The organism is Sphingopyxis sp. GW821-FHT10B01, from assembly GCF_059415685.1.
Genome location: NZ_JBWKNS010000002.1, coordinates 749915 through 771129, shown reverse-complemented (window position 1 = coordinate 771129; position 21215 = coordinate 749915). Strand labels below are relative to the sequence as shown.

Genomic DNA, 21215 nt, shown 5'->3' with positions numbered 1-21215 from the left:
CCTCCTCATGCCGCTTGCGCGACCGCTGTCTCGTTCGCCCGCAGCGGAACGAAGGAAACGGCGGGGACCAGCGGATGAACGGCGGCGACGGCCTGCGCGCCCGGCACGCCGCGACATTCGGCGCGGGCAAAGGCCCAGGCCGCGCCCTGGGAAATGAAGCGGCCTTCGAGCTGCCCGTTACAGCCCTGAACCAGCCAGTGACCGGCCAAGTCGCGGCCGACGAATATCGTCAGGCTCGATCGGTCGGGCTCCGCGGGAATCGCAGAAATCATGATGAGATGCTCCTTGGCTACTCAAATCGGATCCGGACATCGGACCGCGATGCCGGCAATCTATTGAGCCGCGCATAGGGATTCGAGATCGAGGAACGGCACCGTCCATTGTATTTTCATTTGTTTTCAATGGAAATTCTGCGGCGGCCTTCCCTCGCTTCAGACAAGCAAGGGTCGCGGCTGGGCCGGCGAAGCGAGCGAGCCGCGCGCCACTTTGCCGAAATCGGCAAAATCATATGAGAATACTATGCGACCGGGAGTTTCGGTCTCTCGAATTCAAACGCGTGCCTCACCTATTCGGGGATCCGCAGACGACTCGTGCCACACCCCGTGGCCAGCGCCATGCTGGAGCAAAACCATGCAGGATCTTCTCTGGATCGGCATCATCCTCGCTCTCCTTGCCGCGAGCCTCGGCTACGCGCGCCTGTGCGACGACGCGTAGAGGATGATGGCCATGACTCTCGATCTCTGGCTCGCGGGGACCACCGCGCTCGGCCTTCTCATCTATCTCGTGGCTGTGCTCGCACGGCCCGAACGCTTCTAAGGGAGGCGAGCCCATGACCTTTCAGGGATGGTTTCTCATCATCGCGTTCGTTGCAATCCTGCTCTTGCTCTGCAAGCCGATGGGCCAATGGCTGTTCGCGCTCTACGAGGGGCGCCGCACACCGCTCCACCGCATATTCGGGCCGGTCGAAACCGGCTTTTACCGCCTGTCGGGGATCGACCCGGACGAGGAACAGGGGTGGCGGCGCTACGCGGTCCACATGCTGATCTTCAACGCGACGCTGCTGCTCTTTACCTATGCGATCCTGCGGCTGCAGGGCGCGCTGCCGCTCAATCCGCTCGGGTTCGACGGGGTCAGCGAGCATCTCGCGTTCAATACGGCGATCAGCTTTACCGCCAACACCAACTGGCAAAGCTATGGCGGCGAATCGACGATGTCGAACCTCAGCCAGATGCTGGGGCTCACGATCCACAATTTCCTCTCGGCGGCGACCGGCATTGCGCTCGCCTTCGCGCTGTTCCGGGGCTTTGCGCGCCGCAGCGCGACGACGATCGGCAATTTCTGGGCCGATATGACGCGTGTCACCCTCTATCTGCTGCTCCCGATCTGCGTTGCCATCGCAATCTTCTATATCGCGAGCGGCGTTCCGCAGACGCTGGCGGGTTCGGTCGATGTGACGACGCTCGAGGGCGCCAAGCAGACGCTGGCGCTCGGTCCGGTCGCGTCGCAGGAAGCGATCAAGCTGCTCGGGACCAATGGTGGCGGCTTTTTTAACGCCAATTCGGCGCATCCGTTCGAAAACCCCACCGCGCTCACCAACCTCGTCCAGATGCTGTCGATCTTCCTGATCGGCGTCGGGCTGACCTGGTGCTTCGGCAAGGCGGTCGGCAACACCCGCCAAGGCTGGGCGATCCTCGCCGCGATGATGACTTTGTTCCTCGCGGGCACCGCGATCATCTATTGGCAGGAAGCCGCGGGCAATCCGATCCTTCATCAGCTTGGCGCCATGGGCGGCAATATGGAGGGCAAGGAAGTCCGCTTCGGTATTGCCGCCTCGTCGCTCTTCGCTGCGGTCACGACGGCGGCCTCATGCGGCGCGGTCAATGCGATGCACGACAGCTTCACCGCATTGGGCGGCCTGATTCCGCTGTTCAACATGCAGCTGGGCGAAGTCGTCATCGGCGGCGTCGGCGCGGGCATCTATGGCTTCCTGCTGTTCGCCATCCTTGCGGTGTTCGTCGCGGGGCTGATGGTCGGGCGCACCCCCGAATATGTCGGCAAGAAGATCGAGGCGCGCGAGGTCAAACTCGCGGTGCTCGCGATCGCGGTCCTGCCGCTCGTCATTCTCGGCTTCACGGCGATCGCTTCGGTCACCGAGGCGGGGCTTGCCGGGCCGCTCAACAAGGGGCCGCACGGCTTTTCGGAGATCCTTTACGCCTTCACCAGCGCCGTCGCGAACAACGGGTCGGCCTTTGCGGGCCTGTCCGCCAACACGCCCTTCTATAATGGCATGCTGGGCGTCGCGATGTGGATCGGCCGTTTCTTCATCATCGTGCCCATGCTGGCGATCGCGGGCGGGCTGGCGGCGAAGAAATATACGCCGGAAACCGCAGGCAGCTTCCCCACCACGGGGCCGCTGTGGACGGGCTTGCTGATCGGCATCGTGCTGATCGTCGGCGGCCTGACCTTCCTTCCCGGCCTCGCGCTCGGTCCCATCGCCGATCATCTCGCGATGATAAACGGCCAGCTCTTTTAAGGATCCAGGCAAATGGCCCAGTCCACCCGTGCGTCCGAAACCAAATCCCTGTTCACGGCAGACCTGATCGTTCCGGCGATCGGCGACGCCTTCCGCAAACTCAACCCCAAGGAACTGATCCGCAATCCGGTGATGTTCACCACCGCCGTCGTCGCGCTGCTGCTGACTGCCCTGCTCTTTGTCGGGCAAGACGGTCTTGCGGCCGGCTTTAAGCTGCAACTCGTCATCTGGCTCTGGCTGACAGTGCTCTTTGGCACCTTCGCCGAGGCGCTCGCCGAAGGGCGCGGCAAGGCGCAGGCGGCATCGCTGCGCGCCACCAAGGCCGAACTGACCGCGAAAAGGCTGAAGGGCGATGGCAAGGCGTATGAAAGCGTTCCCGCCAGCGCGCTTCGGGTCGGCGACATCGTGCTTGTCGAGACGGGCGACCTGATCCCGTCGGACGGCGACGTCGTCGGCGGTGTCGCGTCGGTCAACGAAGCCGCGATCACCGGCGAAAGTGCGCCGGTGATCCGCGAGGCGGGCGGCGATCGTTCGGCGGTCACTGCGGGCACGCGCGTCATCTCCGACGAGATCCGCGTGCAGGTGACGGTCAATCCGGGGCAGGGCTTCCTCGACCGGATGATCGCGCTCGTCGAAGGTGCCGAACGGCAGAAGACGCCGAACGAGATCGCGCTGACGCTGCTGCTCGTCGGCCTGACGATCATCTTCCTGATCGCGGTCAGCACGATCCCCAGCTTCGCGAGCTATGCGGGGGGCAGCATCCCGGTTGCGATCCTCGCGGCGCTGTTGATCACGCTTATCCCGACGACGATCGCGGCTTTGCTCTCCGCCATCGGCATCGCCGGTATGGACCGCCTCGTACGCTTCAACGTGCTCGCAAAGTCGGGCCGCGCGGTCGAGGCGGCGGGCGACATCGACGTGCTGCTGCTCGACAAGACCGGCACGATCACGGTCGGAGACCGGCAGGCGACCGAATTCCGCCCGGTCGGCGGGCAGTCGATGTCGGCGCTTTCGGAGGCTGCGCTGCTCGCTAGCCTCGCCGACGAAACCCCCGAAGGCCGCTCGATCGTCGCACTGGCGCGCGAGAAATTCGGCCAGACGACGGCGGAACTCCCCGCCGGTTCCGAGATCATTCCCTTCACCGCGCAGACCCGCATCTCGGGCATCAAGCTCGGCGATAGCGTAATCCAGAAGGGTGCGGTCGATTCGGTTCTGAAGGCCAATCCGGGCGCGGGTGCGACCGCCGCCGCAACCGAACTGCGGCGTATCACCGACGAAATCGCGCGCGCGGGCGGCACGCCGCTCGCGGTCGCGAAGGATGGGCAACTGCTCGGTGCGATCTTCCTCAAGGATATCGTCAAGGCAGGCATTCGCGAACGGTTCGGCGAACTGCGCGCGATGGGCATCCGCACGGTGATGATCACCGGCGACAATCCGCTCACCGCGGCGGCGATCGCCGCCGAGGCCGGGGTCGACGATTTCCTCGCGCAGGCAACGCCCGAGGACAAGCTCGAACTGATCCGCAAGGAACAGGCGGGCGGGCGCCTTGTCGCGATGTGCGGCGACGGCACCAACGACGCGCCCGCGCTCGCGCAGGCGGACGTCGGCGTCGCGATGAACACCGGCACGCAGGCGGCGCGCGAGGCAGGCAATATGGTCGATCTCGACAGCGATCCGACCAAGCTGATCGAGGTCGTCGGGCTCGGCAAGCAATTGCTCATGACGCGCGGCGCGCTGACGACCTTCTCGGTCGCCAACGACGTCGCCAAATATTTCGCGATCATCCCCGCGATGTTCATCGTGCTCTATCCGGGACTGGGCGTGCTCAACGTCATGGGGCTGAAAACCCCCGAGAGCGCGATCCTGTCGGCGATCATCTTCAACGCGCTGATCATCCCGCTGCTCGTGCCGCTCGCGCTGCGCGGCGTTAAGTACAAGCCGATGGGCGCCGGCCCGCTGCTCGCGCGCAATCTCGCCGTCTATGGGCTTGGCGGCCTTGTGGCACCTTTTGCCGGCATCAAACTGATCGACCTCGCCGTCGGCGGCCTGGGTCTCGTCTGAGGAAATGACAATGAACAAGGATCTCATCACCTCGCTGCGTCCGGCGCTCGTCATGACGCTGCTCTTCGCGCTGCTTCTCGGGCTCGCTTACCCGCTGGCGCTCACCGGCATCGGGCAGGCGCTCTTCCCGAACCAGACGAACGGCAGCCTCGTCGAGGAGAATGGCAAGATCGTCGGTTCGACCGTCGTCGGCCAGGCCTTCACGTCGGAACGCTATTTCAACACGCGCCCCTCGGCGGCGGGTGACGGCTATGACGGGCTTGCGTCGTCGGGCTCGAACCTCGGGCCGACGTCGCAACTGCTCGTCGACCGGGTCAAGGGCGATGTCGAGAAATTGAAGACTGCAGAGCCCGGCAAGGCCGTGCCGTCCGATCTGGTCACCGCATCGGGTTCGGGGCTCGACCCCGACATCTCCCCCGAGGCCGCTTTCTATCAGGTCGACCGCGTTGCGCGAGCGCGCGGGCTCGACCCGGCAGCCGTCCGCGGGCTCGTCGAACAAAGCATCGACAAGCCATTTCTCGGCCTTCTCGGCGAGCCGCGCGTCAATGTGTTCAAGCTCAATCGACGACTCGATGCATTTGGCGCTAAACCCGCCGCGTGACAGAGTCCGACCGACCATCTCCAGAGGCCTTCCTGCGCCAGGCGGCGCAGGAAGGCCGCGGCCGTTTGAAAGTGTTCCTCGGCGCGGCGCCCGGTGTCGGCAAGACGTGGGAAATGCTCACCGACGGCCGGCAACGCCGCGAAGCCGGCGTCGATGTCGTCGTCGGTGTCGTCGAGACCCACGGCCGGCGCGAAACCGAGGCGCTGGTCCACGGGCACGAGATCATCCCGCGCCGCGATGTCGACCATCAGGGCCATAGTCTCGGCGAAATGGACATCGACGCCATCCTCGAACGCCGCCCCGGGCTCGTGCTTGTCGACGAGCTTGCCCATAGCAACGCGCCGGGCAGTCGCCATCCCAAGCGCTATCAGGATGTCGAAGAATTGCTCGACGCGGGCATCGACGTCTATTCGACGATCAACATCCAGCATGTCGAAAGCCTCAACGACGTCGTCGCGTCCTTTACGCGCGTCCGCGTCCGCGAAACCGTCCCCGACAGCATTCTAGAAAATGCCGAGATCGAGGTTGTCGATATTCCGCCCGATGAGCTGATCGAGCGGCTGCGCGACGGCAAGGTCTATATTCCGCAGGAAGCGACGCGCGCCCTCACCCATTTTTTCTCGAAGTCGAACCTCACGGCGCTGCGCGAACTCGCACTGCGGCGCGCGGCGCAGGCGGTCGACGCGCAGATGCTCGAGCATGTGCGCAGCCATGCGCTGGCGGGCAGCTTCGCGGTCGGCGAACGCATCGTCGTTGCCGTGAGCGAGCTGCCCGTCGCGGCCGAGCTTGTCCGCGCGGGCAAAAGGCTTGCCGATGCGCTGAGGGCACCGTGGACCGCAGTCTATATCGAGACGCGGCGCAGCCAGTCGATGTCAGACGACGATCGCCGCCAGCTCGCCGACACGCTCGCGCTGGCCTCGCGGCTCGGCGCCTCGACCGCCACCGTGCCGGCAGCGAGCGTCGTCGAGGGGCTGCGCAGCTTCGCCGCCGACGCGCGGGCAACCCAGATCGTCATCGGCAAGTCGACCCGGCCATGGTGGTTCGAGATGCGCCACGGGTCGGTCGTCGACCAGCTCGTCCGGACGATCGATGATGTCGCTGTCCATGTCCTGCCCGGCGAGCCCGCCGCGCAGCCCGGACAGCAACGCAGCCGCATTGTCGTTCCCGGACGCTGGGGGCGGCCTACGGACTATATCTGGTCGCTGATCATGGTCGCCGCGATGACCGCGCTGGGCCGCCTGCTCCTCGCCGCGATCGATCTTGGCAATGTCGCCTTGCTCTATCTCGTACCGGTCATGTTCGCCGCGGCAACCTTTGGTGTACGCGCCGGCCTGTTTGCGGGCCTCGCGTCCAGCCTTGCCTATAATTTCTTCTTCCTGCCGCCGACCGGCACGCTCAGCGTCAACAATCCCGAAAATATCGTCAGCATTCTTGTGCTGCTCGGCGTCGCTGTGGTCACCAGCCAGTTCGCGGCGCGCGTGCGCGCGCAGGCCGATCTGGCGCAATGGAGCGCGCGCCAGAATGCCGCGCTCGCCAGCTTCTCGCGCCAGCTGACCGCCGCGCCCGATCAGGATGTGCTGATGCATGCCATCTGCGCCGAGGTCGGGCGCCTGCTCGATGTCCGCACCGCGCTGCTGCTTCCATCCGCCGACGGGCCGACGTTGCGCGCCGCGGTCCCGCCCGAAGATCGGCTCGAGCAAATCGAGCGTGCCGCGGCGCAGTGGGCCATGGACAATGCGCAGCCCGCCGGGCGCGGATCGTCGACGCTGACCGCGTCGGACTGGCTGTTCCACCCGCTGCGGACGACGCGCGGCGTGCTCGGCGTGCTCGGCATGACGCGCGACGATGCGCGCGAGCCCGTCCGGTCCGATCAGGTCCCGTTGTTGATGAGCCTGCTCGATCAGGCGTCGATCGCGCTCGACCGCATGGAACTCGAAGAGGCGTCGCTTCATGCGCGACAGGTCGAAGAACGCGATCGCCTGCGCTCGGCACTGCTGTCGTCGGTCAGCCACGACCTCCGCACCCCGCTCACCGCGATCCTCTCGGCGGCGCAGGAGATGCGGCGGCATCCCTCACCGATGCTGGCCGAGACGATCGAGACCGAGGCGCTCCGCCTCAACCGGTTCGTATCTAACCTCCTCGATATGGCGCGCGTCGAAGCGGGCGCGCTGCCGATGAAGGTCGAGGCGACCGACCTGTTCGACGCTGCGGCGAGCGCCGCGCACGATACGCGCGCTTCGCTGGCGGGCCATGAGGTGAAGGTCGATATCTCGCCCAATATCCCGCTCGTCCGCGTCGATCCGGTGCTGCTCCATCATTGTCTGATCAACCTTCTCGACAATGCCGGACGCTATGCCGATCCCGACACGCCGATCATCATTCGCGCGCGGCGCATGGCGGACGCGATCCAGCTCTCGGTCATCGATCAGGGCCCCGGCATCGCCCCCGGAAACGAGAAGCGCGTCTTCGAAACCTTCACGCGCCTCGAGGGAAGCGACCGCGCCAAACATGGCACCGGCCTTGGCCTCGCCATCGTCAAGGGCTTTGCCGAGGCGATGGGCCTGTCCGTCGAGGCGAGCAACAATGAAGAGCCGCACGGCGCCCGCCTTACCATCGGCATTCCCGAAACGCTGATCATCACGAATCTCACCGACAAGGACATCCCATGAAAGTGCGTCACAAGGTTCTCATCGTCGACGACGAGCTTCATATTCGCCGCCTGATTCATGCCGCGCTGGCGCGGGCCGACTATGCGATTGTCGAAGCCGAGAATGCCCGTGAGGCGATCGAGCGTCTTCGCGAAGAGCGGCCCGACATCACCTTGCTCGATCTCGGGCTACCCGACCGCGACGGGCTGGAACTTGTTCCGCTGTTCAAACAGCAGTCCGATACGACGCTGATCGTCGTTTCCGCACGCGACGCGACCGAAGAGAAGGTGGCGGCGCTCGACCTGGGCGCCGACGATTATCTGACCAAACCCTTCGACACCGACGAACTGCTCGCGCGCGTTCGCGTTGCGCTGCGCAACCGGCTGACCCGCGACGGCGGCAACCTCAGCCTGTCGGTCGGCGATGTGACGATGGACCTGATCGCGCGGACCGTGACAAAAGGCGGCAAGGAGGTGCACCTCACACCCAAGGAATATGCGGTGCTTGCCCAGCTCGCCCGTTTTCCCGGCCGCGTCATCACGCACAACCAGATCATGGCCGAGGTCTGGCCGCACGAGCATGAGCATCATGTCGAATATCTGCGCGTGCTCGTCCGCACGCTGCGCCAGAAACTGGAAGCCGACCCGCAGCAGCCGCGGATCATCTGCAACGAGCTTGGCATCGGCTATCGATTGCGCCTCGCCGGAGACAATCTCGCGGAAGAAACCGGCGCGCATTGATTAATCGGCGACCGACGCAGCCATCATATGCAAATTCTATGACATCGACCGCGTGCCGCTCTCGAATTCAAATGGCCGGATCGCCTAAATCCACGGTCATGATTCGCAACAAAATCGAGCCGCTGCCTCCGGCGCATCCCGGAGTGCGCGATCGTGTCGTCGACTGGCTCGGCGCGCAGGGTCCCTTGCTGTTGACCATCTACATGTGCAGTGCCGTGGCGCTTGTCGCCTTTATCGCCGACACGATGCGCTGACCGGTCAGATTTCGACCTGCGATCCGAGTTCGACCACGCGGTTGCTCGGAAGCTTGAAGAACTCCATCGGACTTTCGGCATTTTGCACCATCCAGGCGAAGAGCTTTTCACGCCAGATCGCCATCCCCGGCCGGCTCGAGGCGATGAGCGTCTGACGGCTGAGGAAATAGCTGGTATCGAGGCCCCCGATCGGCCCGCCGGCGCGATCGAAGCCGCTCATCGCGGTAGGGATATCAACATCTTCCATAAAGCCGTGCCGGAGCCGCACGCGATAGAAGCCCTCGCCGGAATCGGTCGCCTCGATCCGTTCATCTGGCGCGAGGTGCGGCACGTCTTCGGTGACGACCGTCAATATGATCACGCGTTCGTGCAATATCTTGTTGTGCTTCACATTGTGAAGAAGCGAAGGCGGCACGCCCTCCACCGACGCGGAGAGGAAAATCGCCGTTCCCGGAACGCGCTTGACCGAGGTGGCGGTGGATTTGACGAACAGGTCGAGATCCATCGCGCCAAGCTGGAGATAGTGGCGCATGATCTTGCGCCCCGTCGACCAGGTGGTGAGGAGTATGAATGCCGTCGCCGCCACAAGGAGCGGAAACCAGCCGCCGTCGGGAATTTTTGTCACGTTCGATGCAAAATACGCCCCGTCGATGAGGAGGAACAGACCCGTGACACCGCCAGCAAGCAGGGGATGCCAGCGCCATACCTTGAAGGTCAATATTCCGAGCATGCACGCGGTGAGAACCATGGTCCCGGTGACGGCGATGCCATAGGCCGCAGCGAGGTTGCCCGAGTTGCGGAAGCCCAGAACGAGCGCGATGACGAGCACCAGCAGCGTCCAGTTGACGAACGGCACATAGACCTGCCCGACCGTCGAGGCGCTGGTGTGAAGGATGCGCAAGCGCGGAAGGAACCCGAGCTGGACGGCTTGGCGCGTCACCGAGAAGGCGCCCGAAATCACCGCCTGGCTCGCGATGATCGTCGCGAGTGTTGCGAGGATCACCAGCGGCAACCGCGCCCATTCGGGCGCCATCAGAAAGAAGGGATTCGCCGCGGCCGCCGGATTGTCGATCAGGAGTGCACCCTGCCCCATATAATTGAGCATGAGGCATGGCAGCGCCGCATAGAGCCACGCGATGCTGATCGCCTTCCGCCCGAAGTGCCCCATATCGGCATAGAGCGCCTCGGCGCCCGTGACGGCGAGGACCACAGATCCGAGCGCGAGAAAGGCCAACTGCGGATCGAGAGAAAAAAAACGCATCGCCCAGAGCGGGTTGACGATCCCGAGTATCTCGGGATGCCCGGCGATATTGGTGATGCCGAGCACGGCAAGGACGATGAAATAGATCGCCATGACCGGGCCGAAGAGGGCGCCGACCCTTTCGGTCCCGAAACGCTGGATCAGAAAGAGCGCGATCAGGATCAGGATTGCGATCGGCAGCACGAACCGCGCGAGCGACGATTGCACCACCGTCAGACCTTCGACCGCCGACAGCACCGAAATGGCGGGCGTGATGATGGCATCGCCATAAAAGAGCGCGGTTGCAAGAACACCCAGCATCGCGATTGCAGGCGTCCAGCGCGTTTCTCCGATCGTTCGGGAAATGAGCGCCAGCAGGGCCATGCTCCCGCCCTCGCCATCATTGTCCGCGCGCATCACGATGAAAACATATTTGACGGTGACGATCAGCATCATCGTCCAGAAGATCAGCGACAGCACGCCATAGATATGGACGGGGTCGACGGTCAGCGGATGGTGGCCGACGAAGCTTTCCTTCAACGCATAGAGCGGCGAAGTGCCGATATCGCCGAAGACCACGCCGAGCGCGCCAAGCGCGAGCGTCGGAAGCCGGGCCTTGCGATGCGCGGCGCTTGCCGATCCGGTATCTTCGCTTCCCGTGCTCATCAACCAGTGCCCCACATCATATCAAGGCGTCGGCAATGCCATGGAACGGCATAGGATCTCCATGTCGGAAACCCGTGACCTTCATATGAATGGCATATGATTGGCCGTGCGAAAGCCCATGTCGCGCCCAATCATATGCAATCTCAACGCCGGACGGTATTTCCCGATCTCGATTTCCTACGCACGCATGCGTAGTTGAACGACCTCCTCGTGGAGGTCTGACATGAAGAAATGGCATGAAACGCTTGCGGCCAATCTGGGCCTGCGCGCCGGCGGCCTCGCACTACTGGTTCTGGGGTGGTCGGTCGCCATCCGGCTTCATCAGTTGGCGCTGACCACTTCGCCCCGTGATGCAACCTCGTTCATGATGCTGCTGGCGGCGATCGTCTTCCTTTGCGGGAGCGCCGGAAGCGCACTGCTGTTCGTCGGCCCCGGCCTCTGGGAAACCGTCGAGGTTTCCGAGCGCTGGAGGCGTTTGCCTTCGCCCGACTTTGAAGCCCCGCTGTTCCTCGATCGCGACTAGCAACCAATCAACCTGTCGCAGCGCATAGCAAAAACACTATGCGATCTGGCCTTCGCCGCTCTCGATTTCCAATGCCGCGCTGTCCTAGTTGGGCGTCCTCGCGAGCCTCCGCCATGTCCGGCCGGGGCATTTTCAAGAGGACAATATGAAAAGCATCATCTCGGCCGTCGCGCTTGCGGCAGGACTATCGCCCGTTGCCGCTCTGGCTCAAGAAGACGAAAAGCAGGCGGTTACCGTCACGGGCTCGGCGACGGTCGCATCGGACTATCGCTTCCGCGGGGTCTCGCAATCCGACAAGGAAATGGCGATCCAGGGCGGCCTCACGGTCACGCATGAGAGCGGCCTTTACGCCGGTGCATGGGCATCCAATCTCTCGGGCTGGGGCACGTTCGGCGGCGCCAATATGGAACTCGACCTGATTGGTGGATACAAGGCGTCGATTGCCGACAATGCGACGCTCGATGTCGGCCTCGTCTGGTATATGTATCCGGGCGGCGCCGACGAATCGGATTTCGCCGAGCCCTATGTCAAACTCACCGGTACCACGGGCGCCGCCACGCTGACCGCCGGCCTTGCCTATGCGCCCAAGCAACATGCTCTCGCAAATGTGTCGAATGCGCCAGACAGCCGCGGCCAGAACGAGGACAATCTCTATCTCTGGGGCGATGGTGCCTTCGCGATCGCGGGGACGCCGCTGACGGCCAAAATGCATGTCGGATATTCGGATGGCAATCCCGGCCTCGGCCCCAACGGCACGAGCGTCGCGCCAACCGGCCGCTATTGGGACTGGTCGCTGGGCGTCGACGCGACCTGGCGCAACCTGACGCTCAATCTTTCCTACGTCGATACGGACATCAGCCGGTCCGACGCGGCGCCCCTTCAACCCAATTTCAGCAAAGGACTCGATGGCGCTGGCTCCATCGCCGATGCGGCGGTGGTCGCGAGCGTCACGGCTTCCTTCTGACAGCCGATCGATCCGGGCAGCCTCCCGCTGTCCGGATCCGGCACCGCAACCGCTCGGCCGTTGGTTTCCCGGAAGCGAATTCGTCGCGCGCGCGTGACCACCGCCCATACAGCGGTCACAGTTTTCCGTGTATTTTTCAAGATACTGGAGCGGGCGAAGGGATTCGAACCCTCGACCCCAACCTTGGCAAGGTTGTGCTCTACCCCTGAGCTACGCCCGCTCTGGCGGCTGGAAACTGGTCGGTTCCAGCGGGTGAGGCGGGCGATTAGCACCGGCTTTTTGACTCGGCAACCCCTGATTGTGCATTTTCTCCGAAGGGTTGGCATCTCGCCCGCAAATCCCACATAAGCGGGGAAAGAGTCATTTCCGCTGGCGCGGAGGCGACACCAAATCAAAACAGGAGCACATTGCGTGGCCACGCTCGGTCTGAACCCCACCGAAAAGGAAGCCGTCGAAGCCTTCCGCCGCGACGTCGTCGAGCCGTCGATGACCAACCTCGTCATCCTCGATTTCTGGGCCGAATGGTGCGGCCCGTGCAAACAACTCGGCCCGGTCCTCGAAAAGGTCGCCGCGGATTATGCCGACAAGGGCGTCGTGCTGGTGAAAGTCGACGTCGATGCGAATCGCTTCATCGCCGGTCAGTTTCAGGTCCAGTCGATCCCGACCGTCTATGCGATTTTTCAGGGTCAACCGGTCGCCAACCTGACCAACGCGCGCACCGAAAGCCAGCTCAAGACGATTCTCGACCAGCTGCTCGCCCAATTGCCAATCGAAAGCGAAGCGACCGCGCGCGCGGTCGAGATCGCACCGCTGATCGAAATGGGTGACAATGTCCTTGCCGAGGGCGACGGCGCGCGCGCCGCGAGCATCTTTGCCCAGATCCTCGAAATGGCGCCCGACAATGCGGCAGCGCATGGCGGGCTAGTCCGCGCCCTCCTGCTGGCGGGCGATATCGATGGCGCGCAGGCTGCACTCGATATCGTGCCGGCCGAAATCGCTGAAGACCCGGCCATCGTCCAGGCGAAAAGCGCGCTGACGCTGGCCGCCGATGCGCCCGATGCCAGCGAACTCGCCGCCTTCGAGGCGGCGGTCGCGGCGAATCCCGACGACCATCAGGCGCGATTCGATCTCGCCGGCGCGCAGATCGGTGCGGGTCAGCGCGATGCCGCCGCCGACAATCTGCTGCACATTGTTGCAGCCGATCGCGAATGGAACGAGGATGCCGCACGCGCAAAGCTCTTGTCGCTGTTCGAAGCCGTCGGTCTCGAAGATCCGTGGGTCGCCGCGCAGCGCCGCCGCCTGTCGCTGATCCTGTTCGGCTGATGGCCGAAACCGCGCCTCTGACTATCCAGCGGATCGCGATTTTTCCGCTGACCGGCGCGGTGCTGTTTCCCGGGCTGCATTTGCCGCTGCATATCTTCGAGCCGCGCTATTCGGCGATGGTGCAGGAGATGCTGGCGCGCGACCGGCAGATCGGGATGATCCAGCCGCGCCAGATTCCCGGCCAGGAAGATCGCGAGCCGCCCGCGCTCTATGACGTCGGCTGCGTGGGACGCATCGTCGATGTCGAAGCGCTCGAGGAAGGCCGTTTCAATCTTGTCCTCGAAGGCGTTGCGCGCTTTCGCGTGCGCCGCGAACTCGACGTCACGACGCCGTTCCGGCAGGTCGAGGCCGAAATCGAAATCGAACCCGAAGACGACGCGGTGCTGGCAAGCATCGAGCGCGCGAGTCTGGAGCGCGAGGCAAAGCGCTTTGCGGCGCGGCAGGGCTATGTCGTCGACTGGGAGTCGGTCGGACAGCTCGACGACGCCACCCTCGTCAACGGCATCGCACAGGTCGCACCGTTCGACGCCGCGGCAAAGCAGGCCTTGCTCGAAGCGAGCCCGATCGACGCCCGCGCCGAACTGGTTGTCCAGTTGATGCAATTCTTCGGCCGCTTCGACGGCGACGACGGACGCGTGACGTTGCAGTAGTTCGGGTCAATACGGTTTACGCAATGCCGCGTGGCGGGTCATGTCGGCGAGCGCGCGGCCCACTCGCTCACCAGACGTTCGGCGACGCGTTCCCGGCAAGGCTTCGAGCGCGGTCCACGCCTGGAAATAATCTGTTACCGCCTGTTCGAGCGCATCGCTTTTTGCCGACATGCTGTTGCCCCATCGTCCGCGGCATCATTGCCGCGCCGACAAGGATAGGAAATCATGCTTAGCGCCGGCCTGCCGCGCGCTTAAGTAGTAATGCCTAGATTTCGGCGCCCGCGAGCAAGCGCGGCAGGTCGCCCGCCTCGCCGCGCGCCTCGTCCATGAAGAAACGCTTGAGCAAAGGCAGCCGCTGCACCGCGCCAAGCCCGGTTCGGCGTACGGCAGCGGCGGTGCGTCCCGGGATGCCGAACAGGCGGGTCAGCCCGTCGGTCGCGAGGCTGACCATCATATTGTCGAGCCCGCGCCAGCGCTGATAGCGCGCGAGCAACGCCGCATCGCCCAGATCGAGCCCGAGCCGCGCGCCCTCGACGAGCACTTCTGTGAGCGCCGCGACATCGCGCAGGCCCAGATTGAGCCCCTGCCCCGCGATCGGGTGAATGCCGTGCGCGGCGTCGCCGACAAGCGCGATCCGGTCGGCGACGATCGAGGCGCTGTGGTGAAAACCGAGCGGATAGGTCATCCGCGGGGCGACCAGCTCCATCGCACCAAGCACGCCGCCGGCGCGCTTTTGCAATTCGGCGATGAAACCGCGTTCACCGAGCTTGGCAAAACCCGGGCCGTCCTTTTCGGCGACCGTCCACACGAACGCCGAGCGGTGCCGCCCCTGCGCGTCGTCGACAAGCGGCAGCAGCGCGAAGGGGCCCGACGGATAAAAAATTTCATGCGCGACATGGCCGTGCGGCTTTTCGTGCGCGACCGCACCGATCATCGCATGATGATGGTACGACCAGTTCGCGATGCTGAACCCGGCGGCATCGCGGGTCGGCGAGCGGCGGCCTTCGGCGACGACGAGCAACGGCGCATGAAGCCGCGTACCGTCGGCAAGCGTCAGCGTGACGCCATGCGCATCCACGTCGCGCGACACGACCTGTGCCGGCATCAGCAGCCGGACGAGCGGCGCATCGGCAAGCCCTGCGGCGAGGGCGAGGCGGAGCTGGCGGTTTTCGATCATCGTGCCGAGCGGGGGATCACCCTCGGCGGTGACAAAATCGAGTTCGCCGCCGTGGCCGCTGTCGGGGGCACCGTCGCCCACCTTAATGGCGCGGATCGGGCAGCCATGGCCGGCAAGGCGCCGCGCGATACCCAGCACCTCGAACATCTGCCATGTCGCGCTGGCGATCGCCGAGGCGCGGCCATCGAACCCGGGCGCAATCGTCGCCACCGGGTCGGCTGGGTCGACGATCTGGACCGACAGGCCGTGGTGGGCAAGGGCAAGGGCGAGCGCCTGGCCGACAAGGCCGCCACCCGAAATCAGGACATCGCTGCGCAGCATTTCGCTCATGGCTTTGCCCTAAAGCCTGTTTCCCCCGGAGGGAAGCATTGTGATCGTCCCCGGAGGCCCGCTGGGCGGAAACAGGCTCTCGTGCGGCAGGGCGGTTGGAAAGGCTGTGGGGAGCTGCGGCCGCCTGCTTGACGGCGAGTCCGCCCCATGCGCATATCGCCGTGGTTAACTGACAGGGACCCGAAAAGAGCATGGCTAGCCGCAAGGCCCCACCCGCAAAGGCCGATTGGCGCACCGTTTTCCGCCAAAGCATCGCGCGATCGCTCGTGATCGCGGCGGCGGTGGCGCTCGGACTGTTCACGCTATTCCTGACGCTCGCGCTCGTCACCTATGACAGCACCGACGCGGCGCTCAACACGGCCGCACACGGCACCGCCGCCAACTGGATGGGCGGCGCGGGCGCGTGGTTTGCCGACCTTGGCCTGTCGATCGGCGGCGTGGCCATCGCGCTGCTGCTGCCGCTGCTCGGCATCATTGCGTGGCGGCTGTGGACCGGCGAAGCACAGCCCTATTGGCCGCGCCAGCTCGCATACAGTTTCATCGGCATCCTGCTTGTCGGCCTCGGCGCCGAACTCTGGTCGCCGGCAACGAACGCCCCGATGCCTGCGGGCTGGGGCGGGATTCTCGCGCTGCTGATCGGCGGCGCGATCGCACCCCTGTTCGCGCAGGCGGGCGAGCCCGCCGCCGCGCTGATCCGCTTTGCGACGATCCTGCTGCTTGTCGGGCTTGGCCTTTGGCTTGCATGGCGTGCGTTGCGGCTCGAAAAGGGGTGGGCCTCGCGCTTCAAACTGCCGGCGGCGGAAGGCGTCAGCCGCGTTGTCGAGCCGGCGCGGGTGGCAAGCGACGATAGCGTGGCGCCGACCCCGGCAGACCGCGCCGTCCGCCCGCGGGCGATCGCCGAGCCGAGCGACCGCGCGCCGCCCGAGATCGCCGATCCCGCGCAGCGTACCGCGCCCTCGAAACCCAAGGCCAAACCGCAGACCGAGCTGTTCACCAACTATCAGCTCCCGTCGATCGACCTGTTGTCGCCGCCCCCGCCGGGACCGACCGGTCAGATCGACAAGGCCGGGCTGGAGCGCAATGCCCGCCTGCTCGAATCGGTGCTCGAGGATTTTCAGGTCAAGGGCGTCGTGACCGCGGTCCGCCCCGGCCCCGTCGTCACTATGTACGAACTCGAACCCGCGCCGGGAACGAAAGCGAGCCGTGTATCGAACCTCGCCGACGACATCGCGCGCAACATGTCGGCGCTCTCGGCGCGTATCGCACCGATCCCCGGGCGCACGGTGATCGGGATCGAGCTGCCCAACGCGAACCGCGAGTCGGTGGTATTGCATGAGATTATCGGCAGCGCATTGTTTCAGGATCAGACCGGTGCGCTTCCGATCATCCTTGGCAAGAATATCAGCGGCGATCCGATGATCGCCGACCTCGCCCCCATGCCACATCTGCTCATCGCGGGTACGACAGGATCGGGTAAGTCGGTCGGCCTCAACGCGATGATCCTCTCGCTTCTCTATCGCCTCGGACCCGACCAGGTGAAGATGATCATGATCGATCCCAAGATGCTCGAGCTCAGCGTCTATGACGATATTCCGCACCTGCTCGCTCCCGTGGTGACCGAACCCAAGAAGGCGATTCGCGCCTTGAAATGGGCCGTCGAGCAGATGGAAGACCGCTACCGGATGATGTCCTCGCTGTCGGTCCGCAACCTCGCGAGCTATAATGACAAGGTTCGCGGCGCGCTCTCCAAGGGCAAGTCGCTCGGCCGCCGCGTCCAGACAGGCTATGATCCCGACACCGGCCAGCCGATCTATGAGGAAGAGGCGCTCGATTACGCGCCGCTGCCGCAGATTGTCGTGGTCGTCGACGAGCTCGCCGATCTGATGATGACCGCGGGCAAGGAGGTCGAATTCCTGATCCAGCGGCTGGCGCAAAAGGCGCGCGCGGCGGGCATCCACCTGATCCTCGCGACCCAGCGCCCGTCGGTCGACGTCATCACCGGCGTCATCAAGGCGAACCTGCCGACGCGTATCAGCTTCAACGTGACGTCAAAGATCGACAGCCGCACGATTCTGGGCGAAGCGGGCGCCGAGCAGCTGCTCGGCAAGGGCGACATGCTCTATGTCCCCGGCGGCAAGCAGATCACCCGTATCCACGGCCCCTTCGTATCGGACGACGAAGTCCGCGCGGTTGCCGACCATTGGAAAGGCCAGGGCCGCCCCGACTATATCGAAAGCGTCACCGAGGACCCCGAGGACGGCGGTTTCGCGATGGAGGGCGCCCCCGCGGGCGGCGACAGCGCCGAGGACCGCATGTATGCCAAGGCGTGCCAGATCGTCGTCGAAAGCCAGAAGGCGTCGACCAGCTGGCTCCAGCGCCAGCTCCGCATCGGCTATAATAGCGCGGCGCGCCTGATCGAGCGGATGGAGGATGAGGGGCTGGTCAGCCCGCCCAACCATGTTGGCCGCCGTGACGTGCTGACCGATCAATATGGCCAGCAGCGATAAGGGAACCATCACCGCCTTCACGACTTGAACAGCGTCCGGCAGCGGGGTTCACGGCGGGTTCAATACCCGCCTGCAAGGAAACCCGCCCCCCGTATCGACGAACAATCGCAGAATGAGAGCCAGATGACCCTGAACTATTCCCTGACCCGCCTCGCCGCCTGGACGCTCGCGCCCGTCGCGGCCGCAGGCCTCGCGATCGCCGCGCCGGCGATCGCTCAATCGGCGAGCACGCTATCGTCAGTGCAGTCGCATCTGAAGTCGACAAGCTCGATGACCGCTGATTTTGTCCAGACCGACCGCAACGGTCAGCGGCTGAACGGGAAGCTGACATTGAAGCGCCCGGGCAAGATCCGGTTCCAGTATCAAAAGGGTATCCCGCTGCTGATCGTCGGCGACGGCAGCTCGCTGACCATGATCGATTATGAAGTTCGGCAGGTGCAGCGCTGGCCGGTGAAGAATTCGCCGCTCGGCGCCCTGCTCGATCCCGACCGCGATCTGACGAAATATGCCAAGGTCGTGCCGACGGGCAGCGACGATGTGTTGAGCGTCGAGGTCAAGGATCCGAAGCGCCCCGAATATGGCACGATCACCATGGTGTTCGTCCGCGACGGGTCGGCGCCGGCGGGGCTGCGGCTGCGCGGTTGGGTCGCGCTCGATTCGCAGAACAACCGCACACGAATCGACCTCACCAATCAGAAATTCAACGTCGCGATTGCCGATTCAGCCTTCAAATGGACCGACCCGCGTCCGAACAAACGCGGACGCTAAGCTCCCGACCCTATGAGTGGCGCCGTTCCCGGTCGGGATCGGCGCCGTTTTTCCGTCCAAACGACATGACGGGTCGACGAACTGCAAAAACGGCGTGGGAGCGTGTATTTTCGTTCAGCTTGGCGACAGGGAAGACCCGCTATTTCATCTCTCGAAGGCGCCAACACGGCCCCCGGATTTGGGTTTCCCCCTGTTGCCCCACCCGGACTGCCAGGTGCCTTCATTCAAGAGCGTGACGAACGCTGACCTTGAACCCCCGTTCCACCGCCCCTGGAACGGGGGTTTAATTTATCCGGCGCCCCGGTCTCGCAGCTTAGGTGGCTGGACGGTTCCGGCGCACGCCGATAGAGCCACCGCATGACTCGCACCAGCATCGCTTCGTGGAATATCAACAGCGTCCGCGCCCGTATCGGTATCGTCGAAAAATTCCTGCGCGAAGAAGCCCCCGACGTCCTCTGCCTGCAGGAGACGAAGGTCGAATGCGGGCTGTTTCCGCCCGACATGTTCAAGCGGCTCGGGTATGAACATATCGTCACCCATGGACAGCGCATGCACCATGGCGTTGCGATCGTCAGCAAGGTGCCGCTGACCGACGTGCGCAAATATGACTGGCAGGCAAATGGCGAAGCGCGGCATGTCGGCGTGACGCTGCCGTCGGGTGTGCGGCTCGACAATGTCTATATTCCAGCCGGCGGCGACATTCCCGACCGCGAGCTGAACCCGAAGTTCGGGCAAAAGCTCGATTTCTTCAGCCGCATGACCGAATGGTCGGCCACGCTGGCGGGCATGCCGACAGTGCTGACCGGCGACTTCAACGTCGCGCCGCTCGAAAGCGACGTCTGGAACCACAAGGCGCTTCTCGACGTGGTCAGCCACACGCCTTTGGAAGTTGAAACCCTCGCGCGGCTACAGGCGGCATCGAACTGGGTCGATCTCGGGCGCCACTTCGTCCCGGCGCCGACCCGGCTCTACACCTGGTGGAGCTATCGCGCGAAAGACTGGGAGGCCTCGAACCGCGGCCGCCGCCTCGACCATATGTGGGTGACCCCCGATCTGGTGTCCAAGGCAGTGTCGCACCGCATCGTCCAGCCGGCGCGTAGCTGGGAACGCCCGTCGGATCATATTCCGCTCATCACCGAGTTCGATTTTTGAGCAATACCGGCGCCCGGCAGGCGGCGCGCGCGATAGACGCGCTGCGGCGCGGCTGGCCGTTCCGCGTTGCGGGAAAGGACGGCACGCTCGACCTGCTCGCCGTTGAAAGTGCGCGCGACGACGCGCTCGCCGAATTCGCCAGCCGCGATGTGCTGCTTTCGGGCGAACGCGCGGTGACGCTCAAACTTACCAACCAGCGCGTCGCCGCAACGCCGGGCCCGGCCCGGCTGGCCGGCGCCGCCGATACGGTCACGGCCGCCCTCGCGATCGCCGATCCGGCGCTCGATCTCGCAAACCCGCTCAAGGGGCCGTTTCGCACCATCGCTACTGGCGGAGAGACCGCCGCCGTTGCCGCGATGACGATCGCGCGCCATGCGGGGCTGCTCCCCGCATTTTTCGTGCGCGAAGCCTCCGGCGATGCCGAAACCACATGCACTGTCGATGATGTCGCGGCGCTGCTCGACCCCACGCGGCTCCAGATCGCGGCCCGCGCGCGCCTTCCTGTCGAAGCAAGCGAGACCGCCGAAATCGTCGCCTTTCGCTCGCCCGAGGAAGCATCGGATCATGTCGCGCTCGTCATCGGCAAGCGCGACGCCAACCCGCCCGTCGTCCGCCTCCACAGCGAGTGCCTGACCGGCGACGTGCTCGGCAGCCTGAAATGCGATTGCGGACCGCAGCTCCACGCCGCGCTTCACGCGATGGCCGACGCGCCATGGGGCGTGCTGCTCTATCTGAGGCAAGAAGGGCGCGGCATCGGTCTCGTCAACAAACTGCGCGCCTATGCCCTGCAGGATCAGGGCTATGACACAGTCGACGCCAATCTGCGGCTCGGCTTCCCGGTCGAGGCGCGCGATTTTGCGATCGCCGGGCGAATGCTCGAACTCCTCCATATCCCGCGCATCCGGTTGATGACCAACAATCCCGAAAAGGTCGCGCGGCTTGAGAAGGAAGGCGTCGAAGTGGTCGAACGCTTGCCTCTCGCGCTGCCGACAAACAAATATAACGAGCAATATCTCGCGACCAAGCGCGACCGGACCGGGCACCAGCTCTGAACGAAAAAGGCGCCGGACGATGCCGG

Annotated in this window: 19 protein-coding genes and 1 tRNA gene; 15 read left to right on the top strand and 5 right to left on the bottom strand. The window is 64.6% G+C overall.

All coding sequences use genetic code 11. The features are described from left to right. Positions 1-5 precede the first annotated feature (5 nt). Positions 6-272 carry a hypothetical protein gene (locus AC07NV_RS08185; RefSeq protein WP_495165823.1) on the bottom strand — a complete coding sequence of 89 codons (267 nt, stop codon included), beginning with the start codon at positions 270-272 and terminating at the stop codon, positions 6-8. Positions 273-726: 454 nt separating this feature from the next. On the opposite strand from AC07NV_RS08185, the gene kdpF reads away from it, so the two are divergent. The 7 genes from kdpF to AC07NV_RS08150 all read left to right on the top strand — a co-directional run bounded on the left by kdpF (position 727) and on the right by AC07NV_RS08150 (position 8837). Then, positions 727-816, top strand: a complete 90-nt coding sequence (gene kdpF, locus AC07NV_RS08180) for a K(+)-transporting ATPase subunit F (protein ID WP_495165822.1) — start codon at positions 727-729, stop codon at positions 814-816. Positions 817-829: 13 nt separating this feature from the next. Beyond that, a complete protein-coding gene (kdpA, locus tag AC07NV_RS08175) occupies positions 830-2533 on the top strand; it encodes a potassium-transporting ATPase subunit KdpA (protein ID WP_495165821.1) in 1704 nt (567 codons plus the stop codon). A gap of 12 nt (positions 2534-2545) precedes the next feature. Then, entirely contained in the window at positions 2546-4594 is a 2049-nt protein-coding gene (gene kdpB, locus AC07NV_RS08170; RefSeq protein ID WP_495165820.1) for a potassium-transporting ATPase subunit KdpB, read from the top strand. Positions 4595-4604: 10 nt separating this feature from the next. Beyond that, the gene (gene kdpC / locus AC07NV_RS08165; RefSeq protein WP_495165819.1) at positions 4605-5195 is read left to right on the top strand and encodes a potassium-transporting ATPase subunit KdpC; all 591 of its coding nucleotides are present in this window, start codon (positions 4605-4607) and stop codon (positions 5193-5195) included. Next, on the top strand, positions 5192-7864 hold the full coding sequence (locus AC07NV_RS08160) for a DUF4118 domain-containing protein (RefSeq protein WP_495165818.1): 2673 nt from the start codon (positions 5192-5194) through the stop codon (positions 7862-7864). Before kdpC ends, AC07NV_RS08160 begins: the two co-directional genes overlap by 4 nt. Further along, entirely contained in the window at positions 7861-8583 is a 723-nt protein-coding gene (locus AC07NV_RS08155) for a response regulator (protein ID WP_495165817.1), read from the top strand. Before AC07NV_RS08160 ends, AC07NV_RS08155 begins: the two co-directional genes overlap by 4 nt. 98 nt (positions 8584-8681) lie before the next feature. Then, complete coding sequence (locus tag AC07NV_RS08150; protein ID WP_495165816.1) at positions 8682-8837, top strand: hypothetical protein; 156 nt, start codon at positions 8682-8684, stop codon at positions 8835-8837. A 4-nt stretch (positions 8838-8841) separates the two neighbouring features. On the opposite strand, the gene AC07NV_RS08145 is transcribed toward AC07NV_RS08150, so the two are convergent. Next, the gene (locus tag AC07NV_RS08145) at positions 8842-10743 is read right to left on the bottom strand and encodes a potassium transporter Kup (protein ID WP_495165815.1); all 1902 of its coding nucleotides are present in this window, start codon (positions 10741-10743) and stop codon (positions 8842-8844) included. Between the two features lie 223 nt (positions 10744-10966). Between AC07NV_RS08145 and AC07NV_RS08140 the strand changes: the two genes are divergently transcribed. Next, on the top strand, positions 10967-11266 hold the full coding sequence (locus tag AC07NV_RS08140) for a hypothetical protein (RefSeq protein WP_495165814.1): 300 nt from the start codon (positions 10967-10969) through the stop codon (positions 11264-11266). Positions 11267-11411: 145 nt separating this feature from the next. Continuing rightward, a complete protein-coding gene (locus AC07NV_RS08135) occupies positions 11412-12230 on the top strand; it encodes a TorF family putative porin (RefSeq protein ID WP_495165813.1) in 819 nt (272 codons plus the stop codon). Positions 12231-12375: 145 nt separating this feature from the next. Here AC07NV_RS08135 and AC07NV_RS08130 read toward each other — a convergent pair. Continuing rightward, positions 12376-12450: transfer RNA gene (locus AC07NV_RS08130), tRNA-Gly, on the bottom strand. Between the two features lie 191 nt (positions 12451-12641). Between AC07NV_RS08130 and AC07NV_RS08125 the strand changes: the two genes are divergently transcribed. Together AC07NV_RS08125 and AC07NV_RS08120 are read left to right on the top strand one after the other, a co-directional pair. Further along, complete coding sequence (locus AC07NV_RS08125; RefSeq protein WP_495165812.1) at positions 12642-13553, top strand: tetratricopeptide repeat protein; 912 nt, start codon at positions 12642-12644, stop codon at positions 13551-13553. After that, the gene (locus tag AC07NV_RS08120; protein WP_495165811.1) at positions 13553-14203 is read left to right on the top strand and encodes an LON peptidase substrate-binding domain-containing protein; all 651 of its coding nucleotides are present in this window, start codon (positions 13553-13555) and stop codon (positions 14201-14203) included. Before AC07NV_RS08125 ends, AC07NV_RS08120 begins: the two co-directional genes overlap by 1 nt. A 6-nt stretch (positions 14204-14209) precedes the next feature. Here the strand turns inward: AC07NV_RS08120 and AC07NV_RS08115 are convergent, their stop codons facing one another. Next, positions 14210-14374 (bottom strand): hypothetical protein, encoded by a 165-nt coding sequence (locus tag AC07NV_RS08115; protein ID WP_495165810.1) that lies wholly within the window; start codon positions 14372-14374, stop codon positions 14210-14212. Between the two features lie 94 nt (positions 14375-14468). Further along, the gene (locus AC07NV_RS08110; protein ID WP_495165809.1) at positions 14469-15710 is read right to left on the bottom strand and encodes an FAD-dependent monooxygenase; all 1242 of its coding nucleotides are present in this window, start codon (positions 15708-15710) and stop codon (positions 14469-14471) included. A 191-nt stretch (positions 15711-15901) separates the two neighbouring features. Here AC07NV_RS08110 and AC07NV_RS08105 point away from each other — a divergent pair, with 191 nt between their 5' ends. The 4 genes from AC07NV_RS08105 (at position 15902) to ribA (ending at position 21189) form a co-directional block, all read left to right on the top strand. Continuing rightward, positions 15902-18217 (top strand): FtsK/SpoIIIE family DNA translocase, encoded by a 2316-nt coding sequence (locus tag AC07NV_RS08105; protein WP_495165808.1) that lies wholly within the window; start codon positions 15902-15904, stop codon positions 18215-18217. Between the two features lie 123 nt (positions 18218-18340). Then, on the top strand, positions 18341-18985 hold the full coding sequence (locus AC07NV_RS08100; RefSeq protein ID WP_495165807.1) for a LolA family protein: 645 nt from the start codon (positions 18341-18343) through the stop codon (positions 18983-18985). Positions 18986-19342: 357 nt separating this feature from the next. Beyond that, on the top strand, positions 19343-20137 hold the full coding sequence (locus AC07NV_RS08095; RefSeq protein WP_495165806.1) for an exodeoxyribonuclease III: 795 nt from the start codon (positions 19343-19345) through the stop codon (positions 20135-20137). Then, the gene (gene ribA, locus AC07NV_RS08090) at positions 20134-21189 is read left to right on the top strand and encodes a GTP cyclohydrolase II (protein ID WP_495165805.1); all 1056 of its coding nucleotides are present in this window, start codon (positions 20134-20136) and stop codon (positions 21187-21189) included. The genes AC07NV_RS08095 and ribA overlap by 4 nt, the downstream gene beginning before the upstream one ends. Positions 21190-21215: the final 26 nt, after the last annotated feature.

Coding starts and splice junctions, on each gene's coding strand:
- AC07NV_RS08150 (WP_495165816.1), top strand. CDS start 8,682: ATGATTCGCAACAAAATCGAGCCGCTGCCTCCGGCGCATCCCGGAGTG.
- AC07NV_RS08115 (WP_495165810.1), bottom strand. CDS start 14,374: ATGTCGGCAAAAAGCGATGCGCTCGAACAGGCGGTAACAGATTATTTC.
- AC07NV_RS08135 (WP_495165813.1), top strand. CDS start 11,412: ATGAAAAGCATCATCTCGGCCGTCGCGCTTGCGGCAGGACTATCGCCC.
- AC07NV_RS08105 (WP_495165808.1), top strand. CDS start 15,902: ATGGCTAGCCGCAAGGCCCCACCCGCAAAGGCCGATTGGCGCACCGTT.
- AC07NV_RS08185 (WP_495165823.1), bottom strand. CDS start 272: ATGATTTCTGCGATTCCCGCGGAGCCCGACCGATCGAGCCTGACGATA.
- kdpA (WP_495165821.1), top strand. CDS start 830: ATGACCTTTCAGGGATGGTTTCTCATCATCGCGTTCGTTGCAATCCTG.
- AC07NV_RS08110 (WP_495165809.1), bottom strand. CDS start 15,710: ATGAGCGAAATGCTGCGCAGCGATGTCCTGATTTCGGGTGGCGGCCTT.
- AC07NV_RS08145 (WP_495165815.1), bottom strand. CDS start 10,743: ATGAGCACGGGAAGCGAAGATACCGGATCGGCAAGCGCCGCGCATCGC.
- kdpF (WP_495165822.1), top strand. CDS start 727: ATGACTCTCGATCTCTGGCTCGCGGGGACCACCGCGCTCGGCCTTCTC.
- AC07NV_RS08155 (WP_495165817.1), top strand. CDS start 7,861: ATGAAAGTGCGTCACAAGGTTCTCATCGTCGACGACGAGCTTCATATT.
- AC07NV_RS08100 (WP_495165807.1), top strand. CDS start 18,341: ATGACCCTGAACTATTCCCTGACCCGCCTCGCCGCCTGGACGCTCGCG.
- AC07NV_RS08095 (WP_495165806.1), top strand. CDS start 19,343: ATGACTCGCACCAGCATCGCTTCGTGGAATATCAACAGCGTCCGCGCC.
- kdpC (WP_495165819.1), top strand. CDS start 4,605: ATGAACAAGGATCTCATCACCTCGCTGCGTCCGGCGCTCGTCATGACG.
- kdpB (WP_495165820.1), top strand. CDS start 2,546: ATGGCCCAGTCCACCCGTGCGTCCGAAACCAAATCCCTGTTCACGGCA.
- AC07NV_RS08120 (WP_495165811.1), top strand. CDS start 13,553: ATGGCCGAAACCGCGCCTCTGACTATCCAGCGGATCGCGATTTTTCCG.
- AC07NV_RS08140 (WP_495165814.1), top strand. CDS start 10,967: ATGAAGAAATGGCATGAAACGCTTGCGGCCAATCTGGGCCTGCGCGCC.